General features: G+C 61.5%; 15 protein-coding genes. 10 read left to right on the forward strand and 5 right to left on the reverse strand.

The features are described from left to right. Positions 1-5 precede the first annotated feature (5 nt). Positions 6-827, forward strand: a complete 822-nt coding sequence (gene aroE, locus QRN61_RS07180) for a shikimate dehydrogenase (protein WP_285373476.1) — start codon at positions 6-8, stop codon at positions 825-827. 90 nt (positions 828-917) lie between these two features. Here the strand turns inward: aroE and QRN61_RS07185 are convergent, their stop codons facing one another. From QRN61_RS07185 to betC, 3 genes are all read right to left on the reverse strand, one after another. Beyond that, entirely contained in the window at positions 918-2486 is a 1569-nt protein-coding gene (locus tag QRN61_RS07185; RefSeq protein WP_285373477.1) for a SulP family inorganic anion transporter, read from the reverse strand. A gap of 254 nt (positions 2487-2740) precedes the next feature. Further along, entirely contained in the window at positions 2741-3661 is a 921-nt protein-coding gene (gene choX / locus QRN61_RS07190; RefSeq protein WP_285373478.1) for a choline ABC transporter substrate-binding protein, read from the reverse strand. A gap of 15 nt (positions 3662-3676) precedes the next feature. Further along, positions 3677-5191, reverse strand: a complete 1515-nt coding sequence (betC, locus tag QRN61_RS07195) for a choline-sulfatase (RefSeq protein WP_285373479.1) — start codon at positions 5189-5191, stop codon at positions 3677-3679. A gap of 114 nt (positions 5192-5305) precedes the next feature. Here betC and QRN61_RS07200 point away from each other — a divergent pair, with 114 nt between their 5' ends. Then, on the forward strand, positions 5306-6256 hold the full coding sequence (locus tag QRN61_RS07200) for a choline sulfate utilization transcriptional regulator (protein WP_097090213.1): 951 nt from the start codon (positions 5306-5308) through the stop codon (positions 6254-6256). A 46-nt stretch (positions 6257-6302) separates the two neighbouring features. Here QRN61_RS07200 and QRN61_RS07205 read toward each other — a convergent pair whose 3' ends face one another. Next, positions 6303-6968, reverse strand: a complete 666-nt coding sequence (locus tag QRN61_RS07205) for an NAD(P)-dependent oxidoreductase (RefSeq protein WP_285373480.1) — start codon at positions 6966-6968, stop codon at positions 6303-6305. An 83-nt stretch (positions 6969-7051) separates the two neighbouring features. On the opposite strand from QRN61_RS07205, the gene QRN61_RS07210 reads away from it, so the two are divergent. Further along, the gene (locus tag QRN61_RS07210) at positions 7052-7378 is read left to right on the forward strand and encodes a DOPA 4,5-dioxygenase family protein (RefSeq protein WP_098966448.1); all 327 of its coding nucleotides are present in this window, start codon (positions 7052-7054) and stop codon (positions 7376-7378) included. Here QRN61_RS07210 and QRN61_RS07215 read toward each other — a convergent pair whose 3' ends face one another. Continuing rightward, complete coding sequence (locus QRN61_RS07215; RefSeq protein ID WP_285373481.1) at positions 7379-7780, reverse strand: GFA family protein; 402 nt, start codon at positions 7778-7780, stop codon at positions 7379-7381. 323 nt (positions 7781-8103) lie between these two features. Between QRN61_RS07215 and QRN61_RS07220 the strand changes: the two genes are divergently transcribed. From QRN61_RS07220 to QRN61_RS07255, 7 genes are all read left to right on the forward strand, one after another. Further along, entirely contained in the window at positions 8104-9411 is a 1308-nt protein-coding gene (locus QRN61_RS07220) for a CitMHS family transporter (protein ID WP_007954069.1), read from the forward strand. A gap of 70 nt (positions 9412-9481) precedes the next feature. Continuing rightward, positions 9482-10249 (forward strand): TerC family protein, encoded by a 768-nt coding sequence (locus QRN61_RS07225; RefSeq protein ID WP_027610258.1) that lies wholly within the window; start codon positions 9482-9484, stop codon positions 10247-10249. A gap of 496 nt (positions 10250-10745) precedes the next feature. Beyond that, positions 10746-12404, forward strand: a complete 1659-nt coding sequence (locus QRN61_RS07230; RefSeq protein ID WP_285373482.1) for a Na/Pi cotransporter family protein — start codon at positions 10746-10748, stop codon at positions 12402-12404. A 163-nt stretch (positions 12405-12567) separates the two neighbouring features. Beyond that, a complete protein-coding gene (locus QRN61_RS07235; RefSeq protein WP_027610256.1) occupies positions 12568-13956 on the forward strand; it encodes a M16 family metallopeptidase in 1389 nt (462 codons plus the stop codon). Between the two features lie 191 nt (positions 13957-14147). Continuing rightward, positions 14148-15176: a DUF5924 family protein gene (locus QRN61_RS07245; RefSeq protein WP_285373483.1), complete on the forward strand. Its 1029-nt coding sequence runs from the start codon at positions 14148-14150 to the stop codon at positions 15174-15176. A 54-nt stretch (positions 15177-15230) separates the two neighbouring features. Next, a complete protein-coding gene (locus tag QRN61_RS07250; protein ID WP_098966456.1) occupies positions 15231-16379 on the forward strand; it encodes an ABC transporter permease in 1149 nt (382 codons plus the stop codon). Continuing rightward, positions 16376-17179, forward strand: coding sequence for an ABC transporter ATP-binding protein (locus QRN61_RS07255; protein WP_041073657.1), 804 nt, complete (start codon positions 16376-16378; stop codon positions 17177-17179). Before QRN61_RS07250 ends, QRN61_RS07255 begins: the two co-directional genes overlap by 4 nt. Position 17180 lies beyond the last annotated feature (1 nt).

Here is a 17180-nt window from a genome sequence, read left to right on the forward strand (position 1 = left end):
TGCTGATGGATCGTTACGTCGTTTTCGGTAACCCGATCGGCCACAGCAAGTCGCCGATGATTCACAAACTGTTCGCCGAGCAGACCGGTCAGCGCCTCGACTACAGCACCCTGCTGGCGCCGCTTGACGACTTCAGTGCCTGCGCCATGGCGTTCTTCCAGGACGGTCGCGGCGCCAACGTCACGGTGCCGTTCAAGGAAGAAGCCTTTCGCCTGGCCAACAGCCTGACCGCCCGTGCGCAACGGGCGGGTGCGGTGAACACCCTGAGTAAACTGGCTGACGGTTCGCTGCTGGGTGACAACACCGACGGCGCCGGTTTGGTGCGTGACCTGACGGTGAATGCCGGGGTCAGCCTGACCGGCAAACGCATTCTGCTGCTCGGCGCTGGTGGCGCGGTGCGTGGTGCGCTGGAGCCGTTGCTGGCCGAGAAGCCGGCGTCGGTGATTATCGCCAACCGCACGGTGGACAAGGCCGAGCTGCTGGCCGAGCTGTTCTGTGATCTGGGGCCGGTGTCGGCCAGTGGTTTCGACTGGTTGCAGGAGCCGGTGGACGTGATCATCAACGCCACCTCCGCCAGCCTCACCGGCGACGTGCCGCCGATTGCCGCGAGCCTGATCGAGCCGGGCCAGACCCTGTGCTACGACATGATGTACGGCAAAGAGCCGACCGCATTCTGCCGTTGGGCCAGCGAGCATGGCGCGGCAGTGTCGATGGATGGTCTGGGGATGCTGGCTGAACAGGCGGCCGAGGCGTTTTTCCTGTGGCGCGGGGTACGCCCGGATACGGCGCCGGTACTGGCCGAACTACGCCGCCAGTTGGCCCTTTAAAAGCTTCGCGAGCAAGCCCGCTCCCACATTGGAATGCGATCAAATGTGGGAGCGGGCTTGCTCGCGAATGGCCGCACTGCCGATCCTGGATCAATCCTCAAACCGGATTGGACACTTTTCCGGCCCTTCGAGCTTCCGCAACTCCTCGACCACCTGCGGCCGCGCCCGGCGCAGGGTCAGGCTGCGATCCTGACGCAGCAGGCGCCGCGCCTCCTGATGCAGCATCTCCACCCCCGAATAATCGATGAAGTTGATCTGCTGCGCCTCGATCACCACCCGCGTACCGTGCAGCCGTTGCAGGCGCACTTGCAGGTAATGGCTGGCGCCGAAGAAGATCGAGCCGCCGACTCGCAGTACGTCCTCCTCACCCTCGCGGGAATGCTGCACTCGCGGTTGCGAGGTGCGCTTGAGGTAGAAGAACAGCGACGCCAGCACCCCGGCATAGATCGCGGTCTGCAGTTCCAGTAGCAGCGTGGCGAGGCAGGTCAGCACCATGACCACGAATTCGGCGCGGCTGACCCGCAGCAACGAACGAATCCCGCGATGATCCACCAGGCCCCAGGCGATCAGCAGAATGCTCCCGGCCATCGCCGGAATGGGGATGTGTGAAATCAGCCCGGCGCCAAAAATCGCGAACAGCGCGACCCAGATCGCCGAAAAAACCCCGGCCAGCGGCGAACAGGCACCCGCCTCGTAACTCAGGCCTGAGCGGGTGAACGAACCGGCGGAGAGCGATCCGGAAAAGAACGCCCCGACAATATTCGACAAGCCCTGTGCGCGGACTTCCTGGTTGGCATCAAGCAACTGCTGCGAACGTGCAGCAATCGAACGGGCAATCGACAGGCTGGTGACCAGACCGAGCATGCCCACCGCCACCGCGCTCGGCAGCAAGCGCAGCACCAGATCGAGATCCAGCGGCAGCGCACTGAACGGTGGCAGGCGTCCGACAAAGGCGCTGACCAGATGCACGTGGCCGAACATCGCCGGCCATAACCACACCACTGCGCTGCCCAGCACCAGCGTTATCAACAGAGTCGGCCAGCGCGGCAGCAGTTGTCTGAGGACAAAACCGACCAGCACCGTGGCCACACCCAATACCAGTGATGGTTTATCCACAGCCCGCAGGTGTTGCAGCAGGTCCATCAGACTGGCCAGCGCCGTGGCTTTCGCCGGCAGATCCAGCCCCAGCAGATTGGGCAACTGGCCGATGGCGATCACCACCGCCGCGCCGAGGGTGAAGCCGAGCACCACCGAGTGCGAGACGAAATTCACCAGTGCACCGAAGCGCAGCAGGCCGAGCAGCCACTGGAAAATCCCCGCCAGAAAGCTCAGCAGCAGGATCAGCGTGATGTAGTCCTGGGATGCGGGTACGGCCAAGGGACTGATACTGGCATACAGCACAATCGAAATCGCTGCAGTCGGGCCGCAGATCAGATGCCACGACGACCCCCACAGGCAGGCGATCAGCACCGGGATGATCGCCGCATAGAGGCCGTATTCCGGCGGCAGGCCGGCGATCAGTGCGTAGGCGATCGACTGCGGCAACGCGAGAATCGCACCGCTCAGGCCAACGACCAGATCCCGGCCGACGCTGGCGCGGGTTTGCCGGGGCAGCCAGGTCAGGAAGGGAAAGAGTGAATGGCGACTTGGCAGGGCCATGGGTCCTCGCGGGCGGGTTTTATTCAAGGTTATCAGGGTGCCAGGGTAAAGGCCCTCACCCTAACCCTCTCCCGGAGGGAGAGGGGACTGATCGAGGTGAAAGAGGGAAGTACGCCGACCTGAGATATCCAGTCGAACTCAGGTTCTGAACAACATAAAGATCGGCTCCCTTCCCCCTCGCCCCCTCTGGGGGAGAGGGCTGGGGTGAGGGGGCAAAAATCTCAAGCCGAGCAAAATTCAAAGCCACCCCACGGTCAAAGCTTTGCCTTTACAGCCGCCAAAGCATCCTTGCCATCCACGGTCTTCACGCCATCCAGCCACTTGTCCAGCACCGCCGGATTGGCCTTGATCCATGCCTTCACCGCATCGGCATTGCTGACTTTCTTGTTCACCACCTCAGCCATGATGCTGTTCTCCATGTCCTGGGTGAACGTCAGGTTGGTCAGCAACTTGCCCACATTCGGGCAGGCCTCGGCGTAGCCTTTGCGCGTCAGGGTGTAGACGCTGCCGGTGTCGCCGAAATACTTCTCGCCGCCCTTGAGGTAATGCATCTTCAGCTGCACGTTCATCGGGTGCGGGGTCCAGCCGAGGAAGGTGACGAATTTCTGCTTCTTCACTGCCCGCGACACTTCGGCGAGCATCGCCTGTTCGCTGGATTCGATCAGCTTCCACTGGCCGAGGTCGAAGTCGTTCTTCTTGATGATTTCCTGCAGCGAGATGTTCGCTGGCGCACCGGAGCCGATGCCGTAGATTTTCTTGTCGAACTTGTCGGCGTATTTGTTCAGGTCGGCAAAGTCATGCACACCGGCATCCCACACATAATCCGGGACGGCCAGGGTGAACTCGGTGCCGTCGAGATTCTTCGCCAGTTGCGTGACGTCACCGGTGGCGACGAACTTGTCGTAGAAGCCCTGCTGCGCCGGCATCCAGTTACCAAGGAACACATCCACCTGACCGTCCTTCAAACCGCCGAAGGTGATCGGCACCGCGAGGGTGTCGACCTTGGCCTTGTAGCCCATGCCGTCCAGCAGAAACCCGGTGATGGCGTTGGTCGCGGCAATGTCGCTCCAGCCAGGATCAGCCATTTTCACCGTTTCGCAGCTTTGCTCGGCAAATGCCGAAGCGCTGCCCAAGGCCAGCAGGCCAATCGTCAGTGCTGTGGATAACTTGCGCATGGACTTCCCCTTACATTATTGGTTTTGGCAGGGTTGTGGATAACGGGCCTTGCGTTCCAGATCGTCGAGGTCGATGTGGTTGCGCATGTATTGCTGACTGGCATCCACCAGCGGCTGGTGATCCCAGCTCTTCAGCTTGCCGATGGTCAGGGCATCGGCGACAAAACGACGGCGACGCTGGCTGGCGAGCACCTCGCGGTGAATCGCCGGGATGTCCCACTTGGCCCGCGCTTCGGCGATAAAATCGTCGAACAGCTGGCGATGTTGCGGCGACTGGCTGAGTTCTTCGAGTTCACGCGGGTCGTTGTGTACATCGAAGAGTAGGCACGGGTCGCTTTCACTGTAGATAAATTTGTAGGCGCCGCGACGGATCATCATCAGCGGGCTGACCGTGCCCTCTGCCATGTACTCGCCGAACACTTCGTCGTGCCCGCCCTGCCCTTGCAGGTGCGTCAGCAGCGAGCGGCCGTCCAGCGGCAAGTTCGGCTCCAGGCTGCCGCCGGCCAGTTCAACGAAGGTCGGCAACAGGTCGGCGGTGGACACTGCCGCGCTAACCCGGCCAGCAGCGAACTGCCCCGGCGCACTGATCAACAGCGGCACCCGCGCGGCCATCTCGAACCAGTGCATTTTGTACCAGAGGCCTTTCTCGCCGAGCATGTCGCCGTGGTCGCCGGAGAACACGATGATGGTGTCATCGATCAGCCCGGTATCTTCGAGGGTTTGCAGAAGTTTGCCGACGTTGGCGTCAATATAGCTGCACGCGCCGAAGTACGCACGGCGCGCATCGCGAATCTTATCCACAGGCAGCGGCTTATCCCACAGGTCATAGACCTTGAGCAGGCGTTGCGAGTGTGGATCGAGGGAATGTTGCTCCGGGGTGGTCGGTAGCGGGATGTCACCGTCGTCGTACAAATCCCAGAACGCCTTGGGAATCGTGTACGGGTCGTGTGGGTGAGTCATCGAAACGGTCAGGCAGAACGGCTGATCGCCGTCCTCGCGAATGTGATCGAACAGGTATTGCTGGGCCTTGAACACCACCTCTTCATCGAAGTCGAGCTGGTTGGTGCGCACGCACGGCCCGGCCTGCAGCACCGACGACATGTTGTGATACCAGCTCGGGCGCACGTCCGGCTCGTCCCAGTTCACCGCCCAGCCGTAGTCGGCCGGGTAGATGTCGCTGGTCAGGCGCTCTTCATAACCGTGCAACTGATCCGGGCCGCAGAAATGCATCTTGCCCGACAGCGCGGTGCGGTAACCGAGGCGACGCAGGTAGTGGGCGTAGGTCGGAATATCGGCAGGGAAATCGGCGGCGTTGTCGTAGGCGCCGATCTTGCTCGGTAACTGGCCGCTGACCAGAGTGAAACGCGACGGCGCGCACAGCGGACTGTTGCAGTAAGCGGCATCGAACACCACGCCCTGAGCGGCGAGGCGCGAAAGATTCGGCAGTTTGATTGGCGACGGGCCGTAGATTGGCAACATTGGCGCGGCCATTTGATCGGCCATGATGAAAAGAATGTTCTTGCGCTTCATGTGATCGCGGCATTCCATAGTGAATATTTATGCGACATTGCTGCGATCGAGCATGGAGTCCATGCCCTGTCCGGTAAAGCCCGCGCCGGACAATGACTAGGATAAGCACAGCTTATGTATGATGCCCTCGGCAATCTGTCCCTCGACCTGTTACGCGCCTTCGAAGCGGCGGCGCGCCATCGCAGCTTTACCGCCGCCGCGGTGGAGCTGGGCACCACGCAACCGGCGATCAGCCAGCAGATCAAGCGTCTGGAAGAACAACTGGGCGCACGGCTGTTTGACCGGATATACCGCGGCATTGAACTGACCGAGGGCGGGGCGATTCTTTTCGAGCAGATTAAGCTCGGTTTGCAGCATATCGACGCAGGGTTGAGCGCGATCAGTACGCAACAGCAACATGAAGTATTGCAAGTCGCCACCGATTTCGCTTTCGCCGCCTACTGGCTGATGCCGCGCCTGCACCGCTTTCATGAAGCCAACCCGAACGTCGATGTCAGCCTGGTCACCAGCGAGCGCAACCACAACATGCTACGCACCGACATCGACGTGGCGGTGCTGTTTGGTGACGGCCGATTTAAACAGGGCGAGAGCCATTGGCTGTTCAGCGAAGAAGTGTTTCCAGTGTGCAGCCCGCAACTGCTCAAGGGCCGCACCCTGCCCTTGCCTGCTCAGACGTTGCTGGAGTTTCCATTGCTGCACTTGCGCGGGGAAAACAGCAGCAACTGGTTTGACTGGAGCGGTCTGTTTCGCGAACTGGGCATCAACACGCCGCCGGCGCCGGGGCAATTGCGTTTCGACAATTACACGCTGCTGATTCAAGCGGCGATTGGCGGCCAGGGTGTGGCCATCGGCTGGCGGCACCTTGTGGATAACTTGCTGACCCAGGGCTTGCTCTGTCGGCCTGTCGCCGAGACCACGTTGTCGCGCCTGGGTTATTACGTGGTGTTGCCGCAACGCAAACGCCGGGGGGCGTTGATTCAACAGTTTGTCGACTGGTTGATGGCCGAGCAGGCGAGCAGTGCCGAGTCCCTCGCCGGAGTGGCATTGCCGTCGATTGCGGTTTGAACATCAAAAACAACTCCCTGTAGGAGCTGCCGCAGGCTGCGATCTTTTACGTACCCGACGTCGCCACAAAATTCACATGCTGCCCCACATGCAGATTCAACCGCAGCTCATCGGCAATCCCCACCGCGACCCGGTTCAGCCGTTCCAGCGGCTCCGCCAGCCCCGGCTCCAGATTGCCGCCCACTTGACTGAAATGCTCAATGGTCAGCCCCACCACCCCGTGCGGAGCATTCACCAGTGTCCACTGCAGCGGGCTGCTTTGCAGGGCTTCGCGGATTTCTTCGGCGGCGTGGCGTTGCAGCCCGTCGTCCAGATCTGGCTCGTCGAGCACGGCAAAATTCCCCACCAGGAACAACCGTGACACGTTGGCCGCTTGCAAGCCGTCGACCAACGCATCGACTGCTAAAACCTGTTCCACCGGCCCAAGCACTACGGATCTTTCTACATGGTCGCTGCTGAAAGGCAGGCCCGGTGCGTCCAGCAGACAGATCACTGCCGAGCTGCCGGCTACGCTTTGGTTGACCCGTTCGGCATCGAACAGATCGCCGCTTTTGGTGCGCAGGCCCGGACGTGGTGCGAGTACGTTCAAATCGTCGAGAATCGCGATGACTTCGTGCTGCCGTCGCAGCAATTCAGCCATCAACGCACCGCCCAGGCTGGCCATGGCACCATAGAGCACCACTTTCACCGTCGGGGTTTCGGCATTTTTCATGGCTGATTCCTTTTTGTTGTCCCTCGTATGGCGTGTGACACGCAGCCTGCGCCGAGGGTTCGAACCGATTCAGAGGCTTTCAGATGCACGCAATCAATGGCTATCACGCCCACGTCTATTTCGACGCTGACTCAATTGATCAGGCGCGCGCTTTGTGTGAACAGGCGGCGCAGTTGTTTCCTCTGAAGATGGGGCGCGTCCATGAGCGCCCGGTCGGCCCGCATCCAGACTGGAGCTGCCAGTTGGCTTTCGGCCCGGAGCTGATCGGTGAGGTGTTGCCGTGGTTGGCGCTCAATCGCAAGGGGCTGGTGGTGTTCCTGCACCCGGATACCGGCGATGACTTGCTCGATCACACCGAGCATGCGATCTGGATGGGCGCAATGCGGCCGCTGGATCTGTCTATTTTCTGATCAAAGCGTTTCTTCAGGCTCGCCCGGCAGATGCTCGTCCAGATGCAGCCAGGGCAATTGGCTGTCGGTCCAGATATGCCGCTCGGCTGGTGCCAACTCCGGGTGATCCAGTGTGGCGATGGTCACATCGATGCTCGCGGGACTGAGTTGCGTCACCAGCGCCAGCTGCGCGCCACAACGCGGACAGAAATACCGCGCGCAACTGTCCGACGAGTCATAGCGCGAAGGCGTCCCCGCCAGCCAATGAAAGCTGGCTGCCGGAACCGTGATCCACGTGGTGACAATCCCACCGCTGACTTTGCGGCAGATCGAGCAGTGGCAGTGGGCAATGTCGTGCAACGGCCCGCTGAACTGGTAGAGAATCTGTCCGCAGTGGCAGCCACCACTGTGCACTTCTTCCATGTCCCTGCCCTCCCGTCCCCGAAATGATTGACTCTAGCCGCATCCGACAGCCGGTTGGCCATTCGCCTGAAGCTTTCGTCAGCGAAAGGTAGCTGAAAGGTTGCCCGATTAGGATCGCCGCCACTACCGGCAACAGACCGGTTGGCCAACGCGTGTGATCGCTCGCATGTCAGGCCCAATTAACAACAACAATGGTGATTCTGATGTCCTCTGTAGCCCGCCTTCTCGCTGAAACTCCGCCCGTACGTCTCGTGCTTCCCGTTCTGCGCTGATCCCTTCCGATCCGCTCACTCAATTAGCCGCGCTACGCCTGGAGTAATCCCATGCTGACTTTCCTTGGCTTCGCCATGGTCATCACGTTCATGTTCCTGATCATGACCAAGCGCCTGTCTGCGCTGATCGCCCTGATCATCATCCCGATCCTGTTCGCCCTGTTCGGTGGTTTCGCGCCGAAGATCGGCCCGATGATGCTCGAAGGCATTACCAAGCTTGCGCCGACCGGCGTGATGCTGATGTTCGCCATTCTGTACTTCGCCCTGATGATCGACTCCGGCCTGTTCGACCCGGCCGTGCGCAAGATCCTCAAACTGGTCAAGGGCGACCCGTTGAAAGTTTCGGTCGGTACCGCCGTGCTGGCGCTCGTCGTTTCCCTCGATGGTGACGGCGCGACCACTTACATGATCTGCGTGGCCGCCATGCTGCCGCTGTACAGCCGCATCGGCATGAGCCCGCGGATCATGGCCGGTCTGATCATCCTCGCCGGTGGCGTGATGAACATGACCCCGTGGGGCGGCCCGACCGCCCGTGCCGCCAGTGCGCTGCATGTCGACCCGTCGGACATCTTCGTGCCGATGATCCCGGCGATGGCTGCCGGTGTGGTGGCGATCCTGATCATTGCCTACTTCTACGGCAAACGTGAGCGTGCGCGTCTGGGCGAGCTGCACCTGATCGGCGACGAAATCGATCACAGTGAAATCAGCGTGTCGCAGTTCCCCGATGCCCGCCGTCCGAAGCTGATCTGGTTCAACGGCCTGCTGACCCTGGCGCTGATGTGCACCCTGATCGCCGGCCTGTTGCCGCTGCCGGTGTTGTTCATGGTGGCGTTCAGCATCGCGATGATCGTCAACTACCCGTGCCTGCAAATGCAGAAGGACCGCGTTGCGGCCCACGCCGGCAGCGTGCTGTCGGTGGTCAGTCTGATTTTCGCTGCGGGTATCTTCACCGGTATCCTGTCCGGAACCGGCATGGTCGACGCCATGTCGAAAAGTCTGCTGGCAGTGATTCCGGACTTCCTCGGCCCGTACCTGGCGGTGATCACGGCGCTGGTGAGCATGCCGTTCACATTCTTCATGTCGAACGACGCGTTCTACTACGGCGTATTGCCGGTGCTCTCCGAAGCGGCCAGCCATTACGGCATCACCGCAGTGGAAATGGCCCGTGCCTCGATCGTCGGTCAGCCCGTCCACTTGCTCAGCCCGCTGGTGCCGTCGACGTACCTGCTGGTGGCGCTGGCCGGTATCGAGTTCGGTGACCACCAGCGTTTCACCCTGAAGTGGGCAGTGCTGGTCTGCCTGTGCATACTGGTGGCCGCCTTGCTGCTGGGGACGTTCCCGCTGTTCAGCACGTTGTAACGGCATTCACTCACCATGACGCCAGCTGCTTGCTGGCGTCCTGGTTTAACACTCGCTCAAAGGAATACACATGGATTGGCTGACCAACCCCGAAATCTGGGTTGCCTTCTTTACCCTGACCGCCCTGGAAATCGTTCTGGGCATCGATAACATCATCATGATTTCGATCCTGGTCAGCCGCATGCCCAAGCACATGCAGCAACGCACGCGGATCTTCGGCCTGGGCCTGGCGATGATCACGCGGATCCTGTTGCTGCTGTCGATCACCTGGGTCATGCGCCTCACCGCCGACCTGTTCGTGGTGTTCGGCCAGGGCATTTCCGGTCGCGACCTGATTCTGTTCTTCGGTGGCCTGTTCTTGCTGTGGAAGAGCTCGCAGGAGATGTACCACGCGCTGGAAGGCGAAGACGAAAGCGGCGACGAGCCTTCGGGCAAGGGCGGCAACTTCCTTTACACGATCATTCAGATCGCGATCATCGACATCGTGTTCTCGCTGGACTCGGTAATCACTGCCGTCGGCATGGTCTCCCATGTGCCGGTGATGGTCGCGGCAATCGTCGTCGCCGTGCTGGTGATGATGGCGGCCTCGGGCAAGATCAGCGAGTTCATCGACAAGCACCCGTCGCTGAAGATGCTGGCGCTGTCGTTCCTGCTGGTGGTCGGTACCGTACTGATCGCCGAGTCGTTCGACGTGCATGTGCCGAAAGGCTACGTCTACTTCGCCATGGCGTTCTCGCTGGCGGTGGAAGCGATCAACATCAAACTGCGCGGCGCGATGGCCCGGAAGAAACAGCAGCAGGATCCGGTGAAACTGCGCAAGGATGTTCCGGGGCAATAACCCGGTAGTCCTGAATCACGCAACACCCCTGTGGGAGCGAGCCTGCTCGCGAAGACGGAGTGTCAGTCGACAACAATGTTGGCTGATCCACCGCTTTCGCGAGCAGGCTCGCTCCCACAGTTGTTTGTGCATTCAGGCAGGGGGGACGAGGTTGTGCAGCACACGGTTCACCGCCAGTTCGCTGCGTTTAATCCCCTCAAGCTCTGACACAAAAACCTGTGGGAGCGGGCTTGCTCGCGAAGGCGTCGTATCAGTCGATAGAAATGTTGACTGGCCCACCGCTTTCGCGAGCAAGCCCGCTCCCACAGGGGAATCGGGGTTTTCAGGTCAGGTGGATAAAGCCATTTTCATGACACTTTTGTTTCAATCCGCACTTTAGCTGTGCAATGCTGGCGCCCAGTCCGTTAGCCAACTACAGCTTAAGTATCAAAAACGTAGAAACCGCGCGGTACCGTCAACTTGCCCCTTTGGGGCGCTGCTACTACAGGGGGTCTGCATGCTCACCCTGCTCAATTTGCTGTCTGCCGTGGCCCTGCTGATCTGGGGCACGCACATCGTCCGAACCGGCATCCTGCGGGTGTACGGCACCAATCTGCGCCATGTGATCGGCCAGAACATGTCCAAACGCGGGCTCGCGTTCGTCGCCGGCATCGTCGTGACTGCGATGGTGCAGAGCAGCAACGCCACGGCCATGCTCGTCACCTCCTTCGTTGGTCAGGGCTTGATGGCGCTGACCCCGGCGCTGGCGACCATGCTTGGCGCCGACGTCGGTACCGCGCTGATGGCGCGGGTGCTGACGTTCGACCTGTCGTGGCTGTCGCCGCTGCTGATTTTCCTCGGGGTGATTTTCTTTCTGTCGCGCAAACAGACGCGGCTCGGGCAGATGGGCCGGGTCAGCATCGGTCTGGGGCTGATCATTCTCGCGCTGCAACTGATCGTCGAAGCTGCCGCGCCGATTACCCACGCCCAAGGGGTGAAGGTGATCTTTGCTTCGCTGACCGGCGACATCCTTCTCGACGCCCTGGTCGGCGCGTTGTTCGCGATGATTTCCTACTCCAGCCTCGCCGCTGTGCTGCTGACCGCGACGCTGGCCGGCGCCAGCGTGATCAGCCTGCCGGTGGCGATCGGTCTGGTGATCGGCGCCAACATCGGCAGCGGTGTGCTGGCGTTCATGAGCACCAGCATGCAGAACGCCGCCGGGCGGCAAGTGGCGCTGGGCAGCCTGCTGTACAAACTGATCGGCCTGCTGCTGATCATCCCGGTGCTTGACCCGCTGGTGCACTGGATGGACGGTCTGGATTTCAGCCCGCAGGAAATGGTCATCGGCTTCCACTTGCTCTACAACACCGCGCGCTGCCTGATCCTGCTGCCCAGCGTCGCGCCGATGGCACGCCTGTGTGCCTGGCTGCTGCCGGAGCGCCCGGAGGTCAATGGCACCGCCAAGCCGCGGCATCTCGATGCGACGGCGCTGGTCACCCCGAGCCTGGCGCTGGCCAACGCGGCCCGCGAGACCCTGCGCATGGGCGACCTGATCGACAACATGCTCGACGCGATGCTCGATGTGCTGCGCGGCAAGCAGACCGCCATCACCCAGGAAATGCGCCGACTCACCGATGACGTCGAAGCGCTGTACAGCGCGATCAAGTTGTATCTGGCGCAAATGCCCCGCGAGGATCTCGGCGAACAGGACAGTCGGCGCTGGGCAGAGACCATCGAATTGGCGATCAACCTGAAACTGGCCAGCGACCTGATCGAACGCATGCTGCGCAAGGTGCAGCAGCAGAAGACTTCACAGCGTCGGTCGTTTTCCGAAGAGGGCCTGGAGGATCTGGCCGGGCTGCATCAGCAACTGATCGCCAACTTGCGCCTGGGCCTGTCAGTGTTCCTCAGCGGCGACAAGGAAAGCGCCCGTCAGCTGTTGCGCGAGAAACGTCGCTTTCGTGCACAGGAACGGCGTCTGGCCCATGCCCATGTCAGCCGTTTGCAACGTAAGATCGTGCAGAGTCTGGAAACCAGTTCGCTGCATCTGGAGCTGATTGCGGATATGAAGCGCTTGAATTCGCTGTTTTGCAGCAGTGCTTACGTGGTGCTGGAAACGGCCGATACCGGGGCGCTGGAAGCGGATGATATTGCCGACATTACGCATTCGCCTTGAACGTATGGGGCTGGGGTCAGTCAGTAACATTGATTCAGCCGCAAGATATTCGCGAGCAGGCTCGCTCCCACAGGGAATGAATTTCAAGGTGGGAGCGAGCCTGCTCGCGAAAGCGGCCTGAATAGCGACACGGATCTCCAAATCAGCCGTATGGAAGCCTGTTATGCGTTGCCTGTTGTTCGCCTGTCTGTTGCTCGGTTCCCTGCCCGCCTTCGCCGTTGATCGCTTTCAGGTCGAAGGCTACGCGCTGCCCAACGGTTTGCAGCTGTTGCTCAAGCCCGGCACCGAGCGCGGGCATGTGGCGATTCGTCTGGTGGTGGGCGTCGGTCTCGACGATTTCGACTGCGATGAAAAAGAGCTGCCGCACCTGCTTGAGCACCTGCTGTTCAGCGGCGTCGATGCCACCGGCGAAGGCGGCCTCGAGGAGCGCATGCAGGCGCTGGGCGGTGAGTGGAACGCGTTTACCAGCAACGCCGACACCACGTTCGTCATCGAAGCCCCGGCAAAGAATCAGCGCAAGGTCCTCGACCTGTTGCTCGACCTTTTGACCCAGACCCGCATCGACGACAACGCGATCAACGCTGCCAAACGTGTGGTCGAGCGCGAGGACGGCGGCCATTACACGCGCCTGCAACGTTTCCTCGACCGTCAGGACCTGGGCCACACCGCGAGCAATCAACTGGCGGTGGAACTGGGCCTGAAATGTCCGCAACGCGCCGAAGTCGGCCATCTGACCCAGAAGCAACTGGAGAAGGTGCGCAAGACCTGGTACGCGCCGAACAACATGACCCTGATCGTCGTCGGTGAACTCGACAAACTGCTGCCGGCCTATCTGGAACGCACCTGGGGCGCGCTTGAAGCGGTGGACCCGGCGGAGCACCGTGAGCTGCCGGACATCCGCACCAGCGCCGCCCATGAACGCACCCTCACCCGTGGCTTCATCGGCGACAGCGCCAAGTTGCACTGGCTGGTGCCGGAGCCGATGCTCGACGATCAGTACGACGAGACCTTCGACATCCTCAAGGACTACCTCGACTGGGCGCTGTACCGGCAGATTCGCCTGAATCACGGCCTGTCCTACGGGCCATGGGCCGAGCGTGAAGTGTTTGGCGGGGTCGGCTTCATGAGCCTCAACGCTGACGTGGATCGCGATGACCTCGCCGAAGCCCAACAGGTGCTGGAAGACCTCAAGGCCGACCTGCTGAAAAACGGCCTCGACCCGGACACCTTCGCCCGGATCAAACAAGCCGCCATCGCCCATCAGGCCTGGGCGGTACAGGGCAACAGTGCCATGGCGGATTACTACTGGAGCGCGCTGGGCGATTACGAGGACGGGCGCTTTGCCAACCCGGCCCGCGAGCTGCAAGGCGTGACCCTGGAAACGGCAAACAAGGCCATGCGCGAGTTGCTGTTGCAACCGGGATATCTGCGGATCGAGAAGCCGTTGCTCAGTGATGATGAAGTGTTGTGGCTGATTGCCGGTGGCCTGGGCGTGGTGTTGCTGGTGCTGATTGGCTGGCGGTTGCACCGTCGTAAGCCAGCCAAACACTGAACCTGTGGGAGTGGGCTTGCTTGCGAATGCGGTGTGTCATTCAGCAATGATGTCGACTGACACGGCCCCTTCGCGAGCAAGCCCGCTCCCACAGGGATCTGTGGTGATTTTACTGACCGGGAGCCTCGCCACGTCGCCCGGCGGACGGTACTCTGTCGAGGTTTTTTCCTACTCAGTCGTGAACCGCCAACATGCAGAAAATCCCCCTCCTGATCCAGCGCATTCTCGAGCTGATGAAGCGCTATCCCGGGGTGATTGCGCTTGGCGGTTTCATCTCCGGGGTCGGCAGTTTCATTCTGGTCGATCGCCAGCAGGGACTGGCGAGCTGGATCACCATCATCATGCTGCTGAGCTGGATCTGGCTGATGCTGGAGAACACCCTGACCGGCCTGTTCACGCGCATCTTCAAGCGGGAGATCCCCCAGCCGCTGCTGCGTTACGCGACGCAGATGATCCATCAGGAAAGCCTGTTTTTCGTCCTGCCGTTCTTCTTCATCACCACCACCTGGAACAGCGGTCAACTGATCTTCACCGGCCTGCTGTGCATCGCCGCGCTGATCTCGATTGTCGATCCGCTCTATTACAAATGGCTGGCGCCACGGCGCTGGGCTTTTCTCGCGTTGCACACCCTGACCCTGTTCGCCGCCCTGCTCACCGCGCTGCCGGTGATCATGCACCTGACCACCGCGCAAAGTTTCAAATGGGCACTGGGCACGGCGGTGGTGTTGTCGTTCCCGAGTCTGGCGTCGATCTTCCCGATCCGCACCGTGCGCAACGCGCTGGCCATTCTGTGCATCACCTTCGGCATTGGCGCGGTCGGCTGGACGCTGCGCTCGTGGGTGCCGCCGGCGACGCTGTGGATGACCGACGTGGCGATCAGCACCCAGTTGCAGGATCGCACCCCGGGCGACAGCCTCGAACAGGTCAGCGCCGAGCAGATCCGCAACGGCGGTCTCTACGCCTACACCGCGATCAACGCGCCGCGCGGGCTGGATGAGCGGATCTACCACGTGTGGCAGTTCGACGGCAAAGAGGTCGACCGCATCGCTCTCGATATCCACGGCGGGCGCAAGGAAGGTTATCGGGCGTGGACGCACAAGCAGAACTTCCCCGGCAACCCGGTGGGCAAGTGGCAGGTGCGGGTGCTGACTGAAGACGGTCAGGTGATCGGCGTGCTGCGTTTCGAAGTGACAGACAGCACAGCGATCAAAGAAAAGTAATCCGGTTCGTGCTATTACGTTAGTTCGCTTAATAGCCGGACAAGCACGGAGCTTATGATCAGCAGCTCAATGAGCGGTAATGCCCAACTGGACACGTCAATCAGCCCTGCCCGCCTGCGGGTTTCCGGGGACTGGACGCTTGCCCATTACGCCGACCTCAAGCACCTGACCGAAAAACTGACCGGCCAGTACGACGCCAATACCGTGGTCGACCTCAACAGCCTCGGTGCGCTCGACACCGCTGGCGCTTCGTTGCTGGTGGAGCTGCTCGGTTCCGAGCGTCTGGGCAAATCCGCCGAACACCCCGACTGCACGATTTCCCAGGCTGACCGCGCGCTGCTGCAGACTGTGTATCGCTCGCTGACTGATTTCTGTGTGCCGGTCAAAGAGCCGGAAGTCAGTGTCAGCGTGCAACTGCTGACCCGCATCGGGCGCGCCGTGGAAACGGTCTGGCAGGACACCCTGCAAGTGCTGGGTTTCATCGGCCTGATCCTCGAAACCATCGCCCGCAACCTGTTGCGCCCCAAGCGCTGGCGCATCACCCCCGTCGTCGCCCACATCGAACAGACCGGCCTCGACGCCGCGCCGATCGTGGCGCTGCTGACTTTTCTGGTCGGCGCGGTGGTGGCATTTCTCGGCGCCACGGTGCTGGCCAGTTTCGGCGCGACGATCTTTACCGTGGACCTGGTGGGCTTCTCTTTCCTGCGTGAGTTCGGCGTGTTGCTCACGGCGATCCTGATGGCCGGGCGCACCGCCAGCGCGTTCACCGCGCAGATCGGTTCGATGAAGGCCAACGAGGAGATCGACGCGATCCGCACCCTCGGCCTCGACCCGATGGAGCTGCTGGTGGTGCCGCGCGTGTTGGCGATGCTGGTGGCGCTGCCGATGCTGACGTTTCTGGCGATGCTCTGCGGGATCATCGGCGGTGGCGTGGTGTGCGCGGTGTCGCTGGGGATTTCGCCGGCGATGTTTCTCTCGCTGCTGCAGAGCGACATCGGTATTCAGCACTTTCTGGTCGGCCTGGTGAAAGCGCCGATCTTTGCCTTCCTGATCGCCACGATCGGTTGCCTGGAAGGCTTCAAGGTCAGCGGCAGCGCCGAATCGGTCGGTGCGCACACCACGTCAGCCGTGGTGCAGTCGATTTTCGTGGTGATCGTGCTCGATGCGGTGGCTGCGCTGTTCTTCATGGAGATGGGCTGGTGAGTCGTCTACCCCGCGCGCCCTCGGAGGCGGTGATCGAAGTCCGTGGCCTGTGCAATCGCTTTGGCAGCCAGAGCGTGCACGAGAATCTCGATCTGGATTTGTACAAGGGCGAAATCCTCGCCGTGGTCGGCGGCTCCGGCAGCGGTAAATCGGTGCTGTTGCGCAGCATTGTTGGCCTGCGCCGGCCCAGCGAAGGCAACGTGAAGGTGTTCGGGCAAAACCTGCCGAGCCTGTCCGAGCATGAGCGTTCGCTGGTCGAGCGGCGTTTCGGCGTGCTGTTCCAGAAAGGCGCGCTGTTTTCCTCGCTGACCGTCACCGAAAACGTCGCTCTGCCGCTGATCGAACACGCCGGCCTGAGCCGCAACGACGCCGAGCATCTGGCGGCGGTGAAGCTGGCGCTGGCCGGGCTGCCGCTGTCGGCGGCGGACAAATACCCGGCTTCGCTGTCCGGCGGGATGATCAAGCGCGCTGCGCTGGCGCGGGCCCTTGCGCTGGATCCGGACATCCTGTTTCTCGACGAACCCACCGCCGGCCTCGATCCGATTGGCGCGGCGCAGTTCGATCAACTGATCCTGACCTTGCGCGATGCGCTGGGCCTGAGCGTGTTTCTGGTGACCCACGACCTCGACACGCTCTACACCATCACCGACCGTGTGGCGGTGCTGGCGCAGAAGAAAGTGCTGGTGGCCGGCCCTATCGATGTGGTTTCGGAAACCGACGACGCGTGGATTCACGAATACTTCCACGGCCCGCGTGGCCGCTCGGCGCTGGACGCCGCCAAATTGCTCAACGAGGTCTGAC

The sequence above is a fragment of the Pseudomonas sp. lyk4-TYG-107 genome (genome assembly GCF_030209055.1).
GTDB classification, from domain to species: domain Bacteria; phylum Pseudomonadota; class Gammaproteobacteria; order Pseudomonadales; family Pseudomonadaceae; genus Aquipseudomonas; species Aquipseudomonas putida_A.